At 70.5% G+C, this 15,521-nt stretch carries 14 protein-coding genes; 5 read left to right on the top strand and 9 right to left on the bottom strand.

The genetic code is table 11. The features are described 5' to 3' along the window. Window positions 1-108 precede the first annotated feature (108 nt). The 3 genes from H4W80_RS21575 to H4W80_RS21565 are packed head-to-tail and all read left to right on the top strand — an operon-like array spanning window position 109 to window position 3,120. Window positions 109-1,320, top strand: coding sequence for an amidohydrolase (locus H4W80_RS21575; protein WP_192786752.1), 1,212 nt, complete (start codon window positions 109-111; stop codon window positions 1,318-1,320). A gap of 57 nt (window positions 1,321-1,377) precedes the next feature. Next, window positions 1,378-2,451, top strand: a complete 1,074-nt coding sequence (locus H4W80_RS21570) for a PrsW family intramembrane metalloprotease (protein ID WP_192786751.1) — start codon at window positions 1,378-1,380, stop codon at window positions 2,449-2,451. Window positions 2,452-2,499: 48 nt separating this feature from the next. Continuing rightward, window positions 2,500-3,120 (top strand): pyridoxamine 5'-phosphate oxidase family protein, encoded by a 621-nt coding sequence (locus H4W80_RS21565; protein WP_192786750.1) that lies wholly within the window; start codon window positions 2,500-2,502, stop codon window positions 3,118-3,120. 42 nt (window positions 3,121-3,162) lie between these two features. Here the strand turns inward: H4W80_RS21565 and H4W80_RS21560 are convergent, their stop codons facing one another. The 3 genes from H4W80_RS21560 to H4W80_RS21550 form a co-directional block, all read right to left on the bottom strand. Beyond that, window positions 3,163-3,330: a hypothetical protein gene (locus H4W80_RS21560; RefSeq protein ID WP_192794445.1), complete on the bottom strand. Its 168-nt coding sequence runs from the start codon at window positions 3,328-3,330 to the stop codon at window positions 3,163-3,165. Between the two features lie 278 nt (window positions 3,331-3,608). Then, complete coding sequence (locus H4W80_RS21555) at window positions 3,609-4,052, bottom strand: carboxymuconolactone decarboxylase family protein (protein WP_192786749.1); 444 nt, start codon at window positions 4,050-4,052, stop codon at window positions 3,609-3,611. Window positions 4,053-4,256: 204 nt separating this feature from the next. After that, complete coding sequence (locus tag H4W80_RS21550; RefSeq protein ID WP_192786748.1) at window positions 4,257-4,706, bottom strand: hypothetical protein; 450 nt, start codon at window positions 4,704-4,706, stop codon at window positions 4,257-4,259. A gap of 81 nt (window positions 4,707-4,787) precedes the next feature. Between H4W80_RS21550 and H4W80_RS21545 the strand changes: the two genes are divergently transcribed. Both H4W80_RS21545 and H4W80_RS21540 read left to right on the top strand, forming a co-directional pair. Then, window positions 4,788-5,876 (top strand): MFS transporter, encoded by a 1,089-nt coding sequence (locus tag H4W80_RS21545; RefSeq protein ID WP_192786747.1) that lies wholly within the window; start codon window positions 4,788-4,790, stop codon window positions 5,874-5,876. Window positions 5,877-5,977: 101 nt separating this feature from the next. Then, entirely contained in the window at window positions 5,978-6,229 is a 252-nt protein-coding gene (locus H4W80_RS21540; RefSeq protein ID WP_192786746.1) for a hypothetical protein, read from the top strand. A 4-nt stretch (window positions 6,230-6,233) separates the two neighbouring features. Here the strand turns inward: H4W80_RS21540 and H4W80_RS21535 are convergent, their stop codons facing one another. From H4W80_RS21535 to H4W80_RS21510, 6 genes are all read right to left on the bottom strand, one after another. Continuing rightward, window positions 6,234-7,337 (bottom strand): winged helix DNA-binding domain-containing protein, encoded by a 1,104-nt coding sequence (locus H4W80_RS21535; RefSeq protein ID WP_192786745.1) that lies wholly within the window; start codon window positions 7,335-7,337, stop codon window positions 6,234-6,236. 41 nt (window positions 7,338-7,378) lie between these two features. Continuing rightward, complete coding sequence (locus H4W80_RS21530) at window positions 7,379-9,070, bottom strand: ABC transporter family substrate-binding protein (RefSeq protein ID WP_192786744.1); 1,692 nt, start codon at window positions 9,068-9,070, stop codon at window positions 7,379-7,381. Between the two features lie 44 nt (window positions 9,071-9,114). Beyond that, window positions 9,115-11,127 carry a dipeptide ABC transporter ATP-binding protein gene (locus H4W80_RS21525; protein WP_192786743.1) on the bottom strand — a complete coding sequence of 671 codons (2,013 nt, stop codon included), beginning with the start codon at window positions 11,125-11,127 and terminating at the stop codon, window positions 9,115-9,117. After that, window positions 11,124-12,038, bottom strand: a complete 915-nt coding sequence (locus tag H4W80_RS21520) for an ABC transporter permease (RefSeq protein ID WP_192786742.1) — start codon at window positions 12,036-12,038, stop codon at window positions 11,124-11,126. Before H4W80_RS21520 ends, H4W80_RS21525 begins: the two co-directional genes overlap by 4 nt. Next, window positions 12,038-13,021, bottom strand: a complete 984-nt coding sequence (locus H4W80_RS21515) for an ABC transporter permease (protein ID WP_192786741.1) — start codon at window positions 13,019-13,021, stop codon at window positions 12,038-12,040. Before H4W80_RS21515 ends, H4W80_RS21520 begins: the two co-directional genes overlap by 1 nt. Before the next feature lie 99 nt (window positions 13,022-13,120). Further along, window positions 13,121-15,472, bottom strand: a complete 2,352-nt coding sequence (locus tag H4W80_RS21510; protein WP_192786740.1) for an AAA family ATPase — start codon at window positions 15,470-15,472, stop codon at window positions 13,121-13,123. Window positions 15,473-15,521: the final 49 nt, after the last annotated feature.

The raw sequence follows: 15,521 nt of genomic DNA, 5'->3' as shown, positions 1-15,521 counted from the left end.
TTCTCCCTCGTGTATATCCCGAAATATCAGCCTATCCCCACAGCGCCTGGCCCTTGAGGGCCCGGTGCGTCCGGGCCCGGCGACCCGCCCACCGGTAGGTTACGAGTCATGAATTTTGCTATTACCAGCGGATACGTTGTGCCGATCGACGGCGACCCCATCGACGGCGGCACCGTACTCGTCCAGGACGGGAAGATCGCCGCCGTCGGCCGGGACGTGGCCGTGCCGGAGGGGACCCCCGTCGTGGACGCCGCGGGCGGCTGGGTGCTGCCGGGCTTCGTCGAGGCCCACGGGCACCTCGGCGTGTACGAGGAGGCCGAGGGCTGGGCCGGCCAGGACACCAACGAGATGACCGACCCGAACGGCGCCCGCCTGCGCGCCCTCGACGCCATCAACCCCGCCGACCTGGCCTTCGCCGACGCGCTGTCCGGCGGCGTGACGACCGCGGTGATCAAGCCCGGCTCCGGCAACCCGATCGGCGGCCAGACGGTCGCGATCAAGTGCTGGGGCAGGTCGGTGGACGAGATGCTGGTCAAGGAGCCGGCCAGCGTCAAGAGCGCGCTCGGCGAGAACCCCAAGCGCGTGTACGGCGACCAGAAGAAGCTGCCGTCAACCCGGCAGGGCGTGGCCGCCGTGATCCGGGACGCGTTCATGAAGGCGCAGGATTACAAGGCCAAGCGGGCGGCCGCCGCCGACGAGGGCAAGCCGTTCGACCGGGACGGCACGCTGGAGATCCTGGTCCGGGTGCTGGACGGCGAGCTGCCCTGGTGCCAGCACACGCACCGGGCCGACGACATCTCCACCGCGCTCAGGCTGGCGGACGAGTTCGGCTACCGCCTGATCATCAACCACGGCACCGACGGCCACCTGCTGGCCGACACCCTGGCCGACCGGGACGTCCCCGTCATCATCGGTCCCCTCTTCACCAGCCGGTCGAAGGTCGAGCTGCGCCGGCGCTCGCTGCGCAACCCGGGCATCCTGGCGCGGGCGGGGGTGCGGCTGGCCATCACCACCGACCACCCCGTCGTGCCGATCCACTTCCTCGTCCACCAGGCCACGCTGGCGGTGAAGGAGGGCCTGGACCCGGCCGAGGCGCTGCGCTCGATCACGCTGAACCCGGCCCGGATCATGGGGATCGACGACCGGGTGGGCGCGCTCCGCCCCGGGCTCGACGCCGACGTCGTGATCTGGTCGGGGGACCCGCTGGACGTCATGAGCCGGGCGCTGCGGGTGTTCGTCTCCGGCAGGGAGGTGTACACCTACGCCGACGGCGAGGCCGTCGTGGCGGATCCGTATTACCGGGAATCAAGTGACCGTTAAGCGGCTGTAGATGCGGGCCGCGCATAGTGGTCGGACCAGCGAAAGGAAGGCGCCACGATGCCAGTCCAGCGTCCCAGCAAGGCCCTCTTGATCGGCCTGGTCGTGTCCAGCGCCCTGGCGTTGATCGTGCTGACCTTCATGCTGCTGTCGGGCGGGCCCGTGGGGTTCGCGCTGTCCGCGCTGCTGGGCGTGGCCCCGCTGCCGGTGCTGCTGGCCGCCGTGCTCTCGCTCGACAGGCTGGAGCCCGAGCCGAAGCTGAACCTGGCGTTCGCCTTCGCGTGGGGCGCGGGGGTGGCGATCGTGCTGGGCCTCGCGCTGTCGTTCGTGGGGGAGGCGCTGTTCACCAGGGCCGGGCTCGGTGAGGCGGTCGTCGACGACGTGGGCACCGTCCTGCTGGCCCCCGTGATCGAGGAGGCGCTCAAGGGCGCGGCGCTGCTGCTGCTCCTGCGCCGGCGGCAGGAGATCGACGGGCTGACCGACGGCATCGTGTACGCCTCCATGGCCGGCCTGGGCTTCGCGGCCGTGGAGAACGTCGGCTACTACCTGCTCGCGTACAACGAGGACGGGGCCGGCGGGGCGCTGCAACTGTTCGTGATCAGGGGCCTCATCGACCCGCTCGGCCACCCCATCTACACCTCCATGATCGGCCTCGGCGTCGCCTACGCCCTGACCAGGCGCACCGTGGCCAGGTTCGCCGCGATCCCGCTCGGCTACCTGGGCGCGGTCTTCCTGCACGGCCTCTGGAACGGCTCCGCCACCACGGGCTCCCTGGCCTGGGTGGCCGCCGCGTACCTCGTGATCATGGGGGCGCTCATCCTGCTGATCACCGTGACCGTCGTCGAACGCCGCCAGCTCGTCACCAGGATGGGCCTCTACCTGCCCGGTTACCAGCAGACCGGGCTGATCACGGAGGCCGACGTCAGGATGCTCAGCACGCTGTCCGGCCGCAAGGCGGCCCGCAAGTGGGCCAGGGGCGCCGGGCTGGGCCGGGCCATGAGCGACTACCAGCAGGCGGCGACGGAGCTGACCATGCTGCACCTGCGGGCCGAGCGCCAGGGCATGGACCCGGTCCGCTTCGCCGTGGAACGCGACGCGCATCTCGGCATGATGGCGAACGCCCGCCGCTGGTGATCCGCGCGCTCCCTGTCAAAATGGGGTGAATCCTCGAAGGGAGAGCAGATGAGCTGGGTGGAGATCGGGTCCGAGGCTGAACTCCGCGAATTGCTCGGCGAGGTCATGCCGAGGGCGGCGACCAAGGAGCGCGTACGGCTGCACGAGCGTGACCGGGAGTGGCTGGCGGCCTCCCCGTTCTGCCTGATCGCCACGTCGGACGCCGCGGGCGCCTGCGACGTCTCGCCCAAGGGCGACCCGGCCGGGTTCGTCCACGTCATCGACGACACCACGATCGCCATCCCGGACCGGCCGGGCAACCGCAGGGCCGACGGATTCCTCAACGTCCTGAGGAACCCGCACGTCGGGCTCATCTTCCTGATCCCCGGCCGCAACGAGACCCTGCGCATCAACGGCCGGGCCAGGCTCCTGCGCGACGCCCCGTTCTTCGACGAGATGATCGTGAAGGGCCACCGCCCGCACCTCGCGCTCGTGGTGGAGATCGAGCAGATCTTCTTCCACTGCGCCAAGGCGTTCCTGCGCTCCTCGCTGTGGAAGCCGGACAGCTGGGAGCCCGAGGTCCTGCCCTCGCACGCGAGGCTCGTCAAGGACGTGCAGAAAGTGGAGGAGAGCCTCGAACAGCTCGAGAGCTACTACGGCAAGTCCTACGCCGAGCGCCTGTACGGCTGACCGCGAAGCGCGCCGCTCGGCCCAGGGCCGGGCGGCGTTCTTTCAGGCGGCGGAGGTGGGACCGCCCGGAAAACGGATGACGTTGCGGCCGGTGTAGGCCCGCAGGTCGATCACCTTGGGATCGGCAGGCTGCTTGCGGCGGTCGGCCGGATGAATCTCGCGGACCTTGTGCCTGGCGATGTGTGGCGGCACCACCACAAGCCTCTTCATCGTGAGCCCCCCCGTGATGACTTTGTTACCTAGTTATCTACAGAAGGACTGATAAATACCGCGTAAAGAGAGCAGGTCAGTAGGGGAGCGTACGGCCCGCCGGAGTCCGCAGGTCCAGCTCCACGGTCGGCTTCGGGATCCGTTTGGTCGTCGACTTGGTGACTCTGACGCGTTTCATGGCCTCCCCCTTGGGCGGCGGCATGACGGGCGCCTGTCACCCGCCATGCGCGCCAACCTAACGGGCCACCACCGGCCCTCTCAATGCATTTCTACGAATGTCATGCCCCGGGCGTGAGCCGGGCCGTGACACCGATCCGGTTCCACGCGTTGATCATGGCCAGCCCCACGATGAGCAGTCCCAGCTGCTTCTCGCTGTAGTGCTGGGCGGCCTCCTCCCAGACCGCGTCCGGCACCCCCGTGCCGTCGGCCAGCCTGGTCGCCTCCTCCGCCAGCGCGAGCGCGGCCCGCTCGGCCGGCGTGTAGACGGTCGCCTCCCGCCAGGCGGCCACCGACCAGAGGCGCTCGTCGCTCTCACCGGCCTTCTTCAGGTCGCGGCTGTGCATGTCCACGCAGTAGCCGCAGCCGTTGATCTGGCTGGCGCGCAGCTTGACCAGCCCAAGGGTGGTGGTCGGCAGCTCGCTCTCGTGCAGCAGCTTCTCCACGGCCAGGAAATGGTGGTAGGCCTGCGGAACCTGCTGTGCGACGTTGATCCGCTGGGTCATGTGTTCCTCCTCAGTTCGTTGCCAGGAGGACGGGGCAGGCCGTCCAGTTGTGACAACTTCCGCGAAGAAAGTGACATCTAACCCGCCATGGAGGCGCTGAGAGCGGGGGACCCCCAGCGCATAGGGGATCGGCCGCCGAGTGGGCCGGTACCTGGGCGGTGCGCCGTACCGGGACGTCTACCCCTAGCGCGACGGCGGCGAGCCTCAGCCCTTGCAGTTGCCCCAGGTCTTGCGGCCGCCCCAGGCCTCGACGCGGTTGTCCGGGTCACGGGTCCAGCCGGCGTACTTCACGCACTTCCACTTGCCGTCGATGTGGCCGGTCTCGGCGTAGAAGCGGTACTTCTGCACGTCCTCCGCCCTGCCGCCGCCCCTGACCTCCAGGTAGGCGCCGGTGACCGTGCGGGTGCCCGTGTACGCGGTCTTGATGGCGGCCACGCAGTTCTTGCCGCTGCGCTGGTTGTACATCAGGTAGACGTGTCCGAACGTCGCGCCCTCGCGGGTCTTCATCGCCCGGTGGCCGTCCTTGACCCGGTGGAAGCCGGCGCCGCAGACGCGTTCGGGGGTGAAGCCGGCCGTGGCCGCGTACGCGGCGGAGGGGGTGGCGGCGATCCCGGCCGCGACCAAGGCCGTCGCGATGACCGTTCGGGTGAGCACGAGCTTCCCTTCAGCAGGGGGTAATAAGGACAACGTCGATCTTTACTGTGCCTTGACCGAAATTTCAAGGGGTTGTGGTAAATGCCGCTTATCGCGGTGTGCGCGGCCTGGGCCGTGTTCTGGGGCTCCTGGTCGGCCCTCCTGCCTGCCGTCAAGCTGGAGCTCGGTATCTCGGCGGGGGACCTGGGGCTGGCGCTGAGCGCCGTACCGGTGGGGGCTCTGCCCGCGATGGCGCTGACCGGGCGGCTGGCACGGGGGCGTGAGCGGACCGCGCTGCTGGTGACGACGGCGCTGTTCGGGCTCAGCGTGGCCGGGATCGGGCTGGTGGCCACGCCCTGGCAGCTCGCGCTGTCGCTGCTGCTCGTGGGGGCGACCAGCGGGGCGCTCGACATCGCCCTGAACCTGGCCACGGGGCGCGCCGAGCGCGAGACCGGCCGCCGCCTCTTCCAGCCCGTCCACGCGGCCTTCCCGGTCGCCGTCATAGCGGCGTCTCCCGCCACCGGCCTGGCCCGATCCCTGGGCCTGAGCGTCGGCACGGTCCTCGTGATCATCGCCGTGATCGTGATCGCCACGTCCTTGACGGCGCTGGCGCTGCCTGTGGGCGAGCGAACGTCCGCCGCGTCCGGCGGCTCGGACAGGCGCGGGCTGTGGGGCGCCGCGGTCGTGGTGGGGGCTCTGGCGGCCTGCGTCCTGGTCATCGAGAACTCGGTCGAGCAGTGGTCGGTGCTGCTGCTGGAGGAGCACCGGGGGGCCGCGCCCCTGGTGTCGAGCGCCGCGCCCTCCGTCTACATGGCGGCGCTGACGGCCGGTCGCCTCGTCGTGCAGGCGCTGCCCCGGGTGCCGCTGCGGGCGTTGTACCTGGTGGCGGGGGTGGGCGGCGGCGCGGGCATCATCCTGGCGGGGCTGGGCGGCACCGTGCTCGCCTCCATGGCGGGCTTCGCGGTGACCGGGCTGGCGCTGGGCCCGCTGGTGCCCGCCCTCCTCAGCCGGGCCGCCGCCGACGACCCGAGCGGGACGCTGGTGTGGGGGGTGTCGACGATCTCGTACGCGGGGTTCGTGATCAGCCCGCTGCTCGTCGCGGTTCTGAGCGGCTGGCTCGGCCTGCCCTCCGCCCTGGCCCTCCTCGGCCTGCTGGGCCTGCCATTGGTGGCCCGCTTCGCCCGTTCCTGACCGATTTCGAGGGACATTTAGGGAAATTGGTGGGCCTTTGAGGAAGAGAGGCCATAGAACCGGGTATTCCCCCGGCGGAATGGACTATAGGGGGGATCACCATGGCTGTCTGCGAGACCTGCGGCAACGACTACGACATGGCGTTCGAGGTGCATGCGCAGGGGGCTGTGCACACCTTCGACTGCTTCCAGTGTGCGATCGAGGGGATGGCGCCCATCTGCGAGCACTGTGGCACCAAGGTCATCGGGCATGGGGTGCAGTCGGGCGAGCACTGGTACTGCTGTGCGCATTGTGCGCGTCAGGAGGGCAGCCAGGGCCTCGTCGACCGCATCATGGCCACCACCGGCTCCTGACCCTTTACGGGAGCAGGGCGCGGACGCGGGCGATGGCCTCCTCGAGAGGACCCTGGGGGACCGGGGCGGCGAGGTCGACGGTGATGTGGCCGTTCTTGGCCTCCCAGACGCCCGCGACCCGCCCCTCATGGACGACCACAGGGGAGATCCACCCCGCCTGACGGCTCACCTTGGGCTTGAGGGGCGGCGGGATCAGCGGGGCGAGGCCGCGTGGGGCGCCGAGGATGTATTGGTCGAAGCCCGGCAACAGGTGCACCTCGGTCGACGGGCGGGTGGCGGCGAGGTCGTCGAGGTGCTCGGTCAGGGCCAGCAGCGGCGGGCCGTCGCCAGTCTCCACCTCGCTCAGCTCGGGCGCCAGGTCGCGGAACCACCCCTTCAGCACCGTCTTCTTCGCCACGCCGCCGAACAGCCACGTGTCGAACATCTCCGGCGTGGCCGGCCCGTGCGCCCCCAGGAAGGCGCGCGCCACCCGTACACCTGCCTCCTCGTGCGGCGGCAGCGCGGCGGGCCATCCGGGAAACCAGGTGCGCGGGGAGGTGAAGGTGACCCTGCCGTCGCGGGGCGGGCCGTAACAGAGCTCGCCCAGGCGACTCAGCGGCTTGAGCAGGGCGCCCCAGCCAGAAGTCAGCGCCTCCCGCAGATGGGCCTCCCCGGTCACCGCCACCACGGCGTCGACGAGCTCCTCCCTGGTCAGCGCCGCTCCCGACGCACTCTGAGCCAGAGCATGGGGCACCGCGTCGATGATCGCCGCGATCTCGTCGGCGGTGACCCCGTGGCCGCGCTGCCACGAGCCCTTCTCCCAGAAGCGCAACGTGCCCAGGGCCGCGCAGAAGTCGGCCAGCTCGTCGGAGGGGACGAGGTGCAGGGTGCCGCGCATGATCCACGTCTTGGCCATCGTGCGGTCGCCCCACAGGGCCTGGTCGATCCCGCCCGGGTCGGGCTTGTCGCTCCGGAGCGCCACCGCGAGCTGGGCCGAGGAGGCGACCTGCGTCTGGACGCCGCACAGCCGCCGGGCGACCGCCACGGGATCGGGCGCGTCCGGCTCGCTCACGAACTGTCTGCGCAGGCGCCACGCCAGGATCTGTGGCCAGGTGAGCTTGGTAGTCACGCGTCCACTTCTACACCCGGCCACCGACACTTCCGACGAGGTCAGCCGGTGAAGCCGATGTCCTCGTAGCGCAGGTCGTAGAAGCCGCGCGCCCCCACGTTGGCCAGCGTCTGGCGGGTGGCGACGTTCTGCGGGCGCTGGTAGAGCGGCAGTACGTTGACCTCCTGCCAGATGAGCGCGTCCGCCTCGTTGGCCGCGGCGCGCGCCCGCACCGGGTCGAGGTTCTGGGCGGCGCGGTTCATGGCCTGGTCGATGGCGGGCGACCCGGTACGGCCGAAATTGGCGTTCCAGGTCTTGCCGTCGGGGGAATTGGCATAGATCCCGAAACTGCTGGAAACCGGGAAAGGCGTCCCGATGTACGCGAAGGGCGTGATGTCGAAGTTGCCGGGGATGACGTACTTGGTGAAGAAGTCATCGCTGGGCACGGCCTGAAGGGTCAGCTTCACGCCGATCTGGGCGAGCATGGTCTGCGCCAGCTCCCCCTCCGCCTTGCTGATCTGGACCCCCGACGGCACCACGAACCGCAGGTCGAGCACCTTGCCGTTCTTCTGCCTGAACGAGCCGCTCAGCTTCCACCCGGCCGCGTCCAGCAGCCGCCGCGCCTGGCCGGGGTCGTACGCCCCGAGCTTGCCGGCGTTGTCCTGGTAGCCCTCCTGGGTGTTCATGAAGAAGTGGTTGTTCAGCAGGGCGATCGGCCAGTCGAGGCCCTGCAGGTCCGACTGCGCGATGGCCTGGCGGCTGATGCCGAGTTGGACGGCCTGGCGGACGTTGCGGTCCTTGAGCAGCTCGCTGGACCCGTTAAAGGTGAAATGCCGGAAATCGGGGCCTGCGGCCTGCCGTACCTGCGCCCCCGGCGTGCCCTTCGCCCGCGCGTAGTCGGGCGCCGACGGCCCCACGTCGATGAGGTCGAGCTCCCCGTTGCTGAACGCCGAGATCAGCGAGTCCTGCTCCGACGACCGATAGATGATCTTGTCGAGCTTCGCCCGGTTCCCCCACCACGAGTCGTCCCGCACGATCGTGATCGTCTTGGCCGTCTGGTCGAACCCCCCGAACTTGAACGGCCCGGCCGTCATCGGGATCTTGTTCAGCCAGGCGTTGTCGAAGGCCTCGGGCGTCCGGTTCGTGGCGGCGGGCAGCAGCGGCCCGAACAGCGCCTGCCAGTCGCCGAACGGCTTGTCGAACGTCACCACCACCTCGAAGTCGTCCTTCCCCCGCGCCACCTGCTCGATGTCCTGGTAGCCGGTGGAGGAGGCGATGTGGAAGGCCGGATTGCGCCCGTTCAGCGCGTGCCATTGGGCCTCGTAGTCGGCCCAGGTGATCGGCTTCCCGTCGGACCACTTGGCCTTCGGGTTCAGCTTGTACGTGACCACCTGCTTGGGCCGCTGGTCGGTCACCTCGGCGTCGAGCACGTAGTCGCGGTCGACCGAGATCTCCGCCTTCTCGTCGGAATGGAACGGCGAGGGCAGCAGCGCGTTGCTGACGACGGCGGCCATGGCCAGGTTGCCGTCGACGTGGTTCCTGTTCCACTGCGCGGGGAACTCGTTGATGCCCCACCGCAGCGTCCCGCCGTCCTTGACCTTGTCGCGCGGCTGCGGGTTGATGTCGTAGGCCTTGATCGTACGTTCGTCACCGCCGCTCTCCCGGCCCGGCCCGCCCCCCGTGCCCTTGCCGCAGCCCGCCAGGCACAGCGAGGCCGCGACAACGGCGGCCACGACAAGACGTGATGCTTTCATCGAGCGAATTCCTCCTGGTCTGAGCGAGCTGGTCTGAGCGAGGTCTATACGACTTCGCGCCTCTCGGCGTAGTGGCAGGCCGCCCCCTGGTCCTCGCCCAGCGGACGCACCTCGGGCTCGACGTTCACGCAGAGCGTGCGTTGTTCGTCGGTGAGCTCGCCGCGGAACTTCGGGCACCTGGTGCGGAATCGGCAGCCCGTCGGAGGGTTGGCCGGGCTGGGCAGGTCGCCTTCGAGCAGGATCCGCTCCCGGGCGCGCTCGCGTACCGGGTCGGGCAGCGGGATCGCCGACAGCAGAGCCTGCGTGTACGGGTGCGCCGGGGCGTCGAACACGGCGTCCACCTGGCCGATCTCGGCGATCCTGCCGAGATACATCACCGCCACCCGGTCGGCGATGTGCCGCACGACGGCCAGGTCGTGCGCCACGAACAGGTAGGACAGCCCCAGCCTGGCCTTCAGCGAACCGAGCAGGTTGATCACCCCGGCCTGGATCGACACGTCCAGCGCGGAGACCGGCTCGTCCAGCACCAGCAGCCGGGGCTCCAGGGCCAGCGCCCTGGCGATGCCGATGCGCTGGCGCTGGCCGCCCGAGAAGTCCTGCGGGTAGCGGGCCGCGTGGGAGGCGTCCAGCCCGACCAGGGCGAGCAGCTCGGCGACGCGCCGGCCGGGGCGCCGCCGCCCGTGCGTACGCAGCGGCTCGGCCAGGATGTCGTGGACCGTCATGCGCGGGTCGAGCGAGGCCAGCGGGTCCTGGAAGACGACCTGCATGTCGCGCCGGATCGCCTTGCGCTCGGGGCCGCTCAGCCGCGCGGTGTCGCGTCCGAGCACGACGATGCGCCCGCTCTGCGGCGCGGCCAGCTCCAGGATCTGCGTCAGCGTGGTCGTCTTGCCGCTGCCCGACTCGCCGACCAGCCCCAGCGTCTCGCCCTGCCGGATGTCGAAGCCGACCCCGGCGACCGCGTGCACCGTGCCCACCCTGCGCTTGAAGATCGAGCCCTTGAGCAGCGGATATTCCTTGACCAGGCCGTGCACCTCGAGCACCGTGCGCTCGCCGCGCTCGCGCCGCCCCCGCTCCACGGGGACGAGGACGGGCTCGCGGGGGCGTACGTCCTGCCAGCGGATACAGGCCGCCCGGTGCCCCGCCCCCACGTCGAACAGCGGCGGCTCGCCCTCGTCGCAGGCGTCGATCCTCATCGGGCAGCGCGGCGCGAACGGGCACCCCGGCGGCAGCGCCTCGGGGGAGGGCGGGCTGCCCTCGATGGGCGCCAGCGGCTGCCGCGCGCCCCGGTCCACGCGCGGGATCGAGCCGAGCAGACCCACCGTGTACGGCATCCGCATCCCGTAGTAGATGTCGTCCACGTCGCCCACCTCGACCGGACGCCCGGCGTACATGACCAGCACCCGGTCGGCGAACCCGGCCACGACGCCCAGATCATGCGTGATCATGATGATCGCGGCGCCGGTCTTGCGCTGCGCCTTCTTCAGCACCTCCAGCACCTGCGCCTGGATGGTGACGTCGAGCGCGGTGGTCGGCTCGTCGCAGATGATCACGTCGGGGTCGTTGGCGATGGCCATCGCGATCACCACGCGCTGCCGCATGCCGCCGGAGAACTCGTGCGGGAAGGCCAGCGCCCGTTCGGCCGGCCGCGGGATGCCCACGAGCTCCAGCAGCTCGACGGCCTTGACCAGGGCCGTCTCCTTGCTCACCCGCTGGTGTACGCGCACCGCCTCGGCGATCTGGTCGCCGACGCGGTAGACGGGGGTGAGCGCCGAGAGCGGATCCTGGAACACCATCGAGATGGCCTTGCCGCGGAAGGACGTCAGCTCCCGCTCGGAGGCCCCGATCAGCTCCTTGCCGTGCAGCCGCACGGACCCGGTGACGCGCGCGCCAGGCGGCAGCAGCCCCATGACGGCCGCCGAGGTGACCGATTTGCCCGACCCCGACTCGCCCACGATGCCCAGGACCTCGCCGGGCTCCACGTGGTAGCTCACCCCGCGCACGGCCGGCACGCCGCCGAAGGACACGTTGAGGTCGGTGACCTCGAGGACCGGGCTCATCGCCGCCTCCTCCGCGAGGCCGTGGGGTCGAACGCGTCACGCAGCGCGTCGCCCATGAGGTTGACCGCGAGCACGGTGACCACCAGCAGCCCCGCCACGAACCAGAACGTCCACGGCGCGTAGACCGCCGTCCTGGACCCGTCGGCGATGAGCGTCCCGAACGACACGTCGGGCGGCTGGATGCCGAACCCGAAGTACGACAGCGAGGTCTCGGTGAGGATCGCGCTGCTGACGTTGAGCGTGGCGTCCACGATCAGCAGCGACGACAGGTTGGGGATCACGTGGCGGAAGATGATCCGTACGGGGGACACGCCCATGTAGCGGGCGGCCTGGATGAACTCCCGCTCCTTCAGCGAGATCGTCATCCCCCTGACGATCTTCGAGGTGACCATCCACAGGAACAACGCCAGCATGACCACGAACAGCGGCCACTGCCCGGCCTCGAACAGCGGCGACATGATCGCCAGGATGAGGAAGCCGGGCAGCACGAGCAGCAGGTCGGTCACCCAGCTCAGCGTCCGGTCCGTCCACCCGAGGAAGTAGCCCCCGAACGCGCCCACCACGGCCGACAATGCCGTGGAGATCAGGGCCGCGAGCAGCCCCACGACCAGCGACTTCTGCATGCCGCGCAGCGTGACCGCGTAGACGTCGGCCCCGGTCTGGAGCGTTCCGAACCAGTGGGTGGCCGACGGCGGCTGCATGAACGCGGTGAAGTCCTTGTCGGTGTAGGTCCACCTGGAGAAGATCGGCCCGGCGAACGCCAGCAGGAACATCGCGGCCAGCACCGCGAACCCGAGCCGCCCCCGCGGGGAGCGGAAGAACCGTCCGGCCACCACCCGCAGCCGGGAGGGCGCCGTGGCCGCTGTGCCGTCGGTGAGTTCTTCGGCGAGCTCCTCGTCGGAAAGCGTCATCACGCGCGCACCCTCGGATCGAGCGCCGCGTGCAGCAGGTCGGAGGCCAGCGCGGAGCACAGCACGGCGACGGCGGCGAGGAGGGAGATGGCCGCGACGGTGTTGACGTCGTTGCTGAAGATGGAGTTGATCAGCTGCTCGCCCAGCCCGTGCCAGCCGAAGATCTTCTCGGTGAACGTCGCCCCCGTCAGCAGCGCCCCGAACGTGAACGCGAAATAGGTCACGACCGGGATGAGCGCGGTCCGCAGCGCGTGCTTGACGAGCGCCTGGCGCCTGCTCAGCCCCTTGGCCAGGGCGGTGCGGACGAAGTCGGCGCCCTGCACGTCGAGCATCATGTTGCGCTGGTAGCGGCTGAAGACCGCGATGAGCCCCACCGACAGCGAGACCGTCGGCAGGATCAGGTGCTGCAGCCGGTCGACCACGTGCCCCCAGAACCCGGCCTCCAGCCCGTCGGTGTACTCGCCGCTGACCAGGAACACCGAGCGGCCGAAGAGGTGCTCGTTGGCCCAGGCGGCGGCCAGGATCAGCATGTTGGCCAGCACGACCACCGGCACGGCCAGCACCACGAAGGACAGGGCGGTCGAGATCCGGTCGAACCAGCCGTACTGCCGGACCGCCGCGAAGGCGCCCAGCAGCACCCCGAGCAGGCTCCCGAACAACATCCCCAGCACGACCAGCCGGAACGTCACACCCATGCGCCGCTTGAGATCCTCATTGACCGGAGCGCCCCCGACGGACTTGCCGAAGTCGCCGCGCAGCACCCCGCCCGCCCAGGTGGCGTAGCGCTGCAGCAGCGGGGTCTTGTCGTTGAGGTTGAGCGCCGTGAGCTGCGCGTCCACGACGGCAGGCGGCGGTTTCGGCGTGCGGTCCGCGTAGTTGGAGCGAGGATTGAGAGCCGTGGCAGCCAGAAGGTAGGCGAGACTGGCGGCCACTACGACCAGCACGGCGTAGTTGAGCAGCCTGCGGGCCAGAAACCCCGCCATCGCGCTCCCCCTCCGACGCGCACCGCACGTAGTTATATTGCTACACCATGTGACGGGTCGCGCGCAGGGAACCGCCGAAGATGGTCGGATCCGAGATGGTCAGCGTCCGGAAAGCTCGTCCACGGCGGTGCGGACGTCCTCGCTCGTGATCGTCGTCAGGTCGGCCGAGCTGGCGGACCCGCCGCGCGAGGCGTGGGCGGCCAGCCGCACGTCGCGGCGCATGGCGGCGCGCTCGAACAGCGACCTGGCGAAGCGGCCGTTGCCGAGCCCGTCGATCAGCCGCTCCTCGCACACCCAGGCGAACACGTCGTCGAGGTCGCGCAGCGCCTCCTCGTCGAAGGTGTCGCCGGCCTTCCCGGCCAGCAGCACCGCGATCTCGGACAGCTCCTGCGGCGAGTAGCTGGGGAAGGACACGCGCTGGCTGAACCGGCTGGCCAGACCGGGGTTGGTGGACAGGAACGCGTCCATCTCGCGCTCGTAGCCGGCCAGCACGACGACGAGCCGGTCGCGGTCGTCCTCGGCCCGCTTGAGCAGCGTCTGCACGGCCTCGGCGCCGAACGCGTCGCCGCCCTGGTAGCCGGGGTTGACCAGGCTGTAGGCCTCGTCGATGAAGAGCACGCCGCCCAGGGCCCGGTCGACCAGCTCGTTGGTCTTGATCGCGGTGGCGCCGAGGTGCTGGCCGACCAGGTCGGCGCGGTGCGCCTCGACCACGTCGGGCCTGGCCAGCAGGCCGAGCGCGGCGAAGATGCGGCCGACGACCCTGGCGACCGTGGTCTTGCCGGTGCCGGGCGGGCCGACGAACACGAAGTGCCGCATCTGCGGCGGGGTGGGCAGCCCGCGCTCCTGCCGCATGCGCGCCATCTGGAGCTGGGCCGCGATGGCGTGGACCTGCCGCTTGACCGGCGCGAGGCCCGCCATCCCGTCGAGGTCGGCCAGCGCCTCCTCCAGCGTGGGAGTGGCGACGTAGCCGCGGAAGCGCGCGGTCAGCTCCTCGAACGCCTTGGTCACGTCGGGCGTGGTGGTGGTCACCAGGTCCTGGGTGGTCGGGGTGCCGCCGGCGCCCACCACGCGCACGTCACGGGCCTGCGCGGCGGCCTCGACCAGGCTGCGCGCGAACCTGGCGTTGCCCAGCTCGTCGACCAGGCCGCGCCGGTGGACGTCGTCGAACAGGCCGAGCAGCACCCGCCTGGTCTCGGCGTCCATCGTGTCGCCCCGGCGCCGCTGGAGCAGCTCGGTGACCTCGACCAGCTCGGCGGGGGAGTAGCCGGGGAAGCGCACCCGGGTGGCGAACCGGCTGGCCAGCCCGGGATTGCTGGACAGGAACGCGCCCATCTCCTGCTCGTAGCCGGCCAGGATGATGATCAGCCGCTCGCGGTCGTCCTCGGCGCGCTTGAGCAGCGTCTGCACCGCCTCGGCACCGAACCGGTCGGGCTGTCCGTCGGAGGAGTTGACCAGCCCGTACGCCTCGTCGATGAAGAGCACGCCGCCCAGGGCCCGGTCGACCAGCTCGTTGGTCTTGATCGCGGTCGCGCCCAGGAACTCGCCCACCAGGTCGGCCCGCTGCGCCTCGACCACGTAGGGGGTCTCCAGCAGGCCGAACGCGTAGAAGATCTTGGCCAGGGCGCGCGCGACGCTGGTCTTGCCGGTGCCGGGCGGGCCGAGGAAGACGAAGTGCCTGGTGGGCCGGTCGGTGGTGTAGCCGGCCTCGGCGCGCAGCCGGGACGCCTCGATGGAGGCGGCGATCGAGCGCACCTGCTCCTTGACGGGGGCCAGGCCGACCATGCTCTCCAGCTCGCTGAGCGCCTCCTCGACGGAGATCTGCGGCGGGCCGCCCTGCTTGTCCTGCGGGGACTCGGGCCTGCCCTCGCGCACCCTGACGCGCACCTGCTGCTCCTCGGCCGCGGCGTTCTCCGCCCTGATCTTGCGGGCCAGCACGAACCGGTAGACCAGCACCGCGGCGGCCACCGCGTACGCCACCCAGACCGCCACGTTCGCCGAGACGAACGAGAGCGGCACGGCGAGCACGCCGGCGGGGGCCAGCGCCAGCAGCGTGGTCACCCACGGCGCGACCCAGCGGATGAGGTGGGCGCCCGCGGCGGCGGGCAGGGCCAGCGCGACCATCAGGTGCACCGCGCCGGAGCCCGCGGGGAACAGCCCGGAGAAGACGGGCAGCGTCAGCACGACCCAGCCCGCGACCACCAGCACGGTGGCGGCGGCGCGCGGGAAGCGCATGGTCAGCGCGACGAACGCGAGCCCCAGCAGGACGAGGGGGAAGGTGTTGAGCAGGTTCCACCCGAGCGCCGCCCCCAGACCCATGACGGCGACCAGCACCACCACGTAGAGGACCCGGCGCACGGCCGGGGGAATCTGGTAATAACGCAGCCGAACCTTCTCGAACAGATCCCGCGCCGCGGCCCGCCCCGCGGCCTGGGCCCTGCCGGACTCCTGCATCACGCCTCCCCGGTCCGCCCCCGGTTATACCGCACCGGACCGACGATTG

This window comes from Nonomuraea angiospora (genome assembly GCF_014873145.1).
GTDB lineage: Bacteria > Actinomycetota > Actinomycetes > Streptosporangiales > Streptosporangiaceae > Nonomuraea > Nonomuraea angiospora.
The sequence above is the reverse complement of the archived record's forward strand: the minus strand, read 5'-3'. Positions and strand labels throughout refer to the sequence as shown.

Coding starts and splice junctions, on each gene's coding strand:
- H4W80_RS21575 (WP_192786752.1), top strand. CDS start 109: ATGAATTTTGCTATTACCAGCGGATACGTTGTGCCGATCGACGGCGAC.
- H4W80_RS21570 (WP_192786751.1), top strand. CDS start 1,378: ATGCCAGTCCAGCGTCCCAGCAAGGCCCTCTTGATCGGCCTGGTCGTG.
- H4W80_RS21565 (WP_192786750.1), top strand. CDS start 2,500: ATGAGCTGGGTGGAGATCGGGTCCGAGGCTGAACTCCGCGAATTGCTC.
- H4W80_RS21560 (WP_192794445.1), bottom strand. CDS start 3,330: ATGAAGAGGCTTGTGGTGGTGCCGCCACACATCGCCAGGCACAAGGTC.
- H4W80_RS21555 (WP_192786749.1), bottom strand. CDS start 4,052: ATGACCCAGCGGATCAACGTCGCACAGCAGGTTCCGCAGGCCTACCAC.
- H4W80_RS21545 (WP_192786747.1), top strand. CDS start 4,788: ATGCCGCTTATCGCGGTGTGCGCGGCCTGGGCCGTGTTCTGGGGCTCC.
- H4W80_RS21540 (WP_192786746.1), top strand. CDS start 5,978: ATGGCTGTCTGCGAGACCTGCGGCAACGACTACGACATGGCGTTCGAG.
- H4W80_RS21530 (WP_192786744.1), bottom strand. CDS start 9,070: ATGAAAGCATCACGTCTTGTCGTGGCCGCCGTTGTCGCGGCCTCGCTG.
- H4W80_RS21525 (WP_192786743.1), bottom strand. CDS start 11,127: ATGAGCCCGGTCCTCGAGGTCACCGACCTCAACGTGTCCTTCGGCGGC.
- H4W80_RS21520 (WP_192786742.1), bottom strand. CDS start 12,038: ATGACGCTTTCCGACGAGGAGCTCGCCGAAGAACTCACCGACGGCACA.
- H4W80_RS21515 (WP_192786741.1), bottom strand. CDS start 13,021: ATGGCGGGGTTTCTGGCCCGCAGGCTGCTCAACTACGCCGTGCTGGTC.
- H4W80_RS21510 (WP_192786740.1), bottom strand. CDS start 15,472: ATGCAGGAGTCCGGCAGGGCCCAGGCCGCGGGGCGGGCCGCGGCGCGG.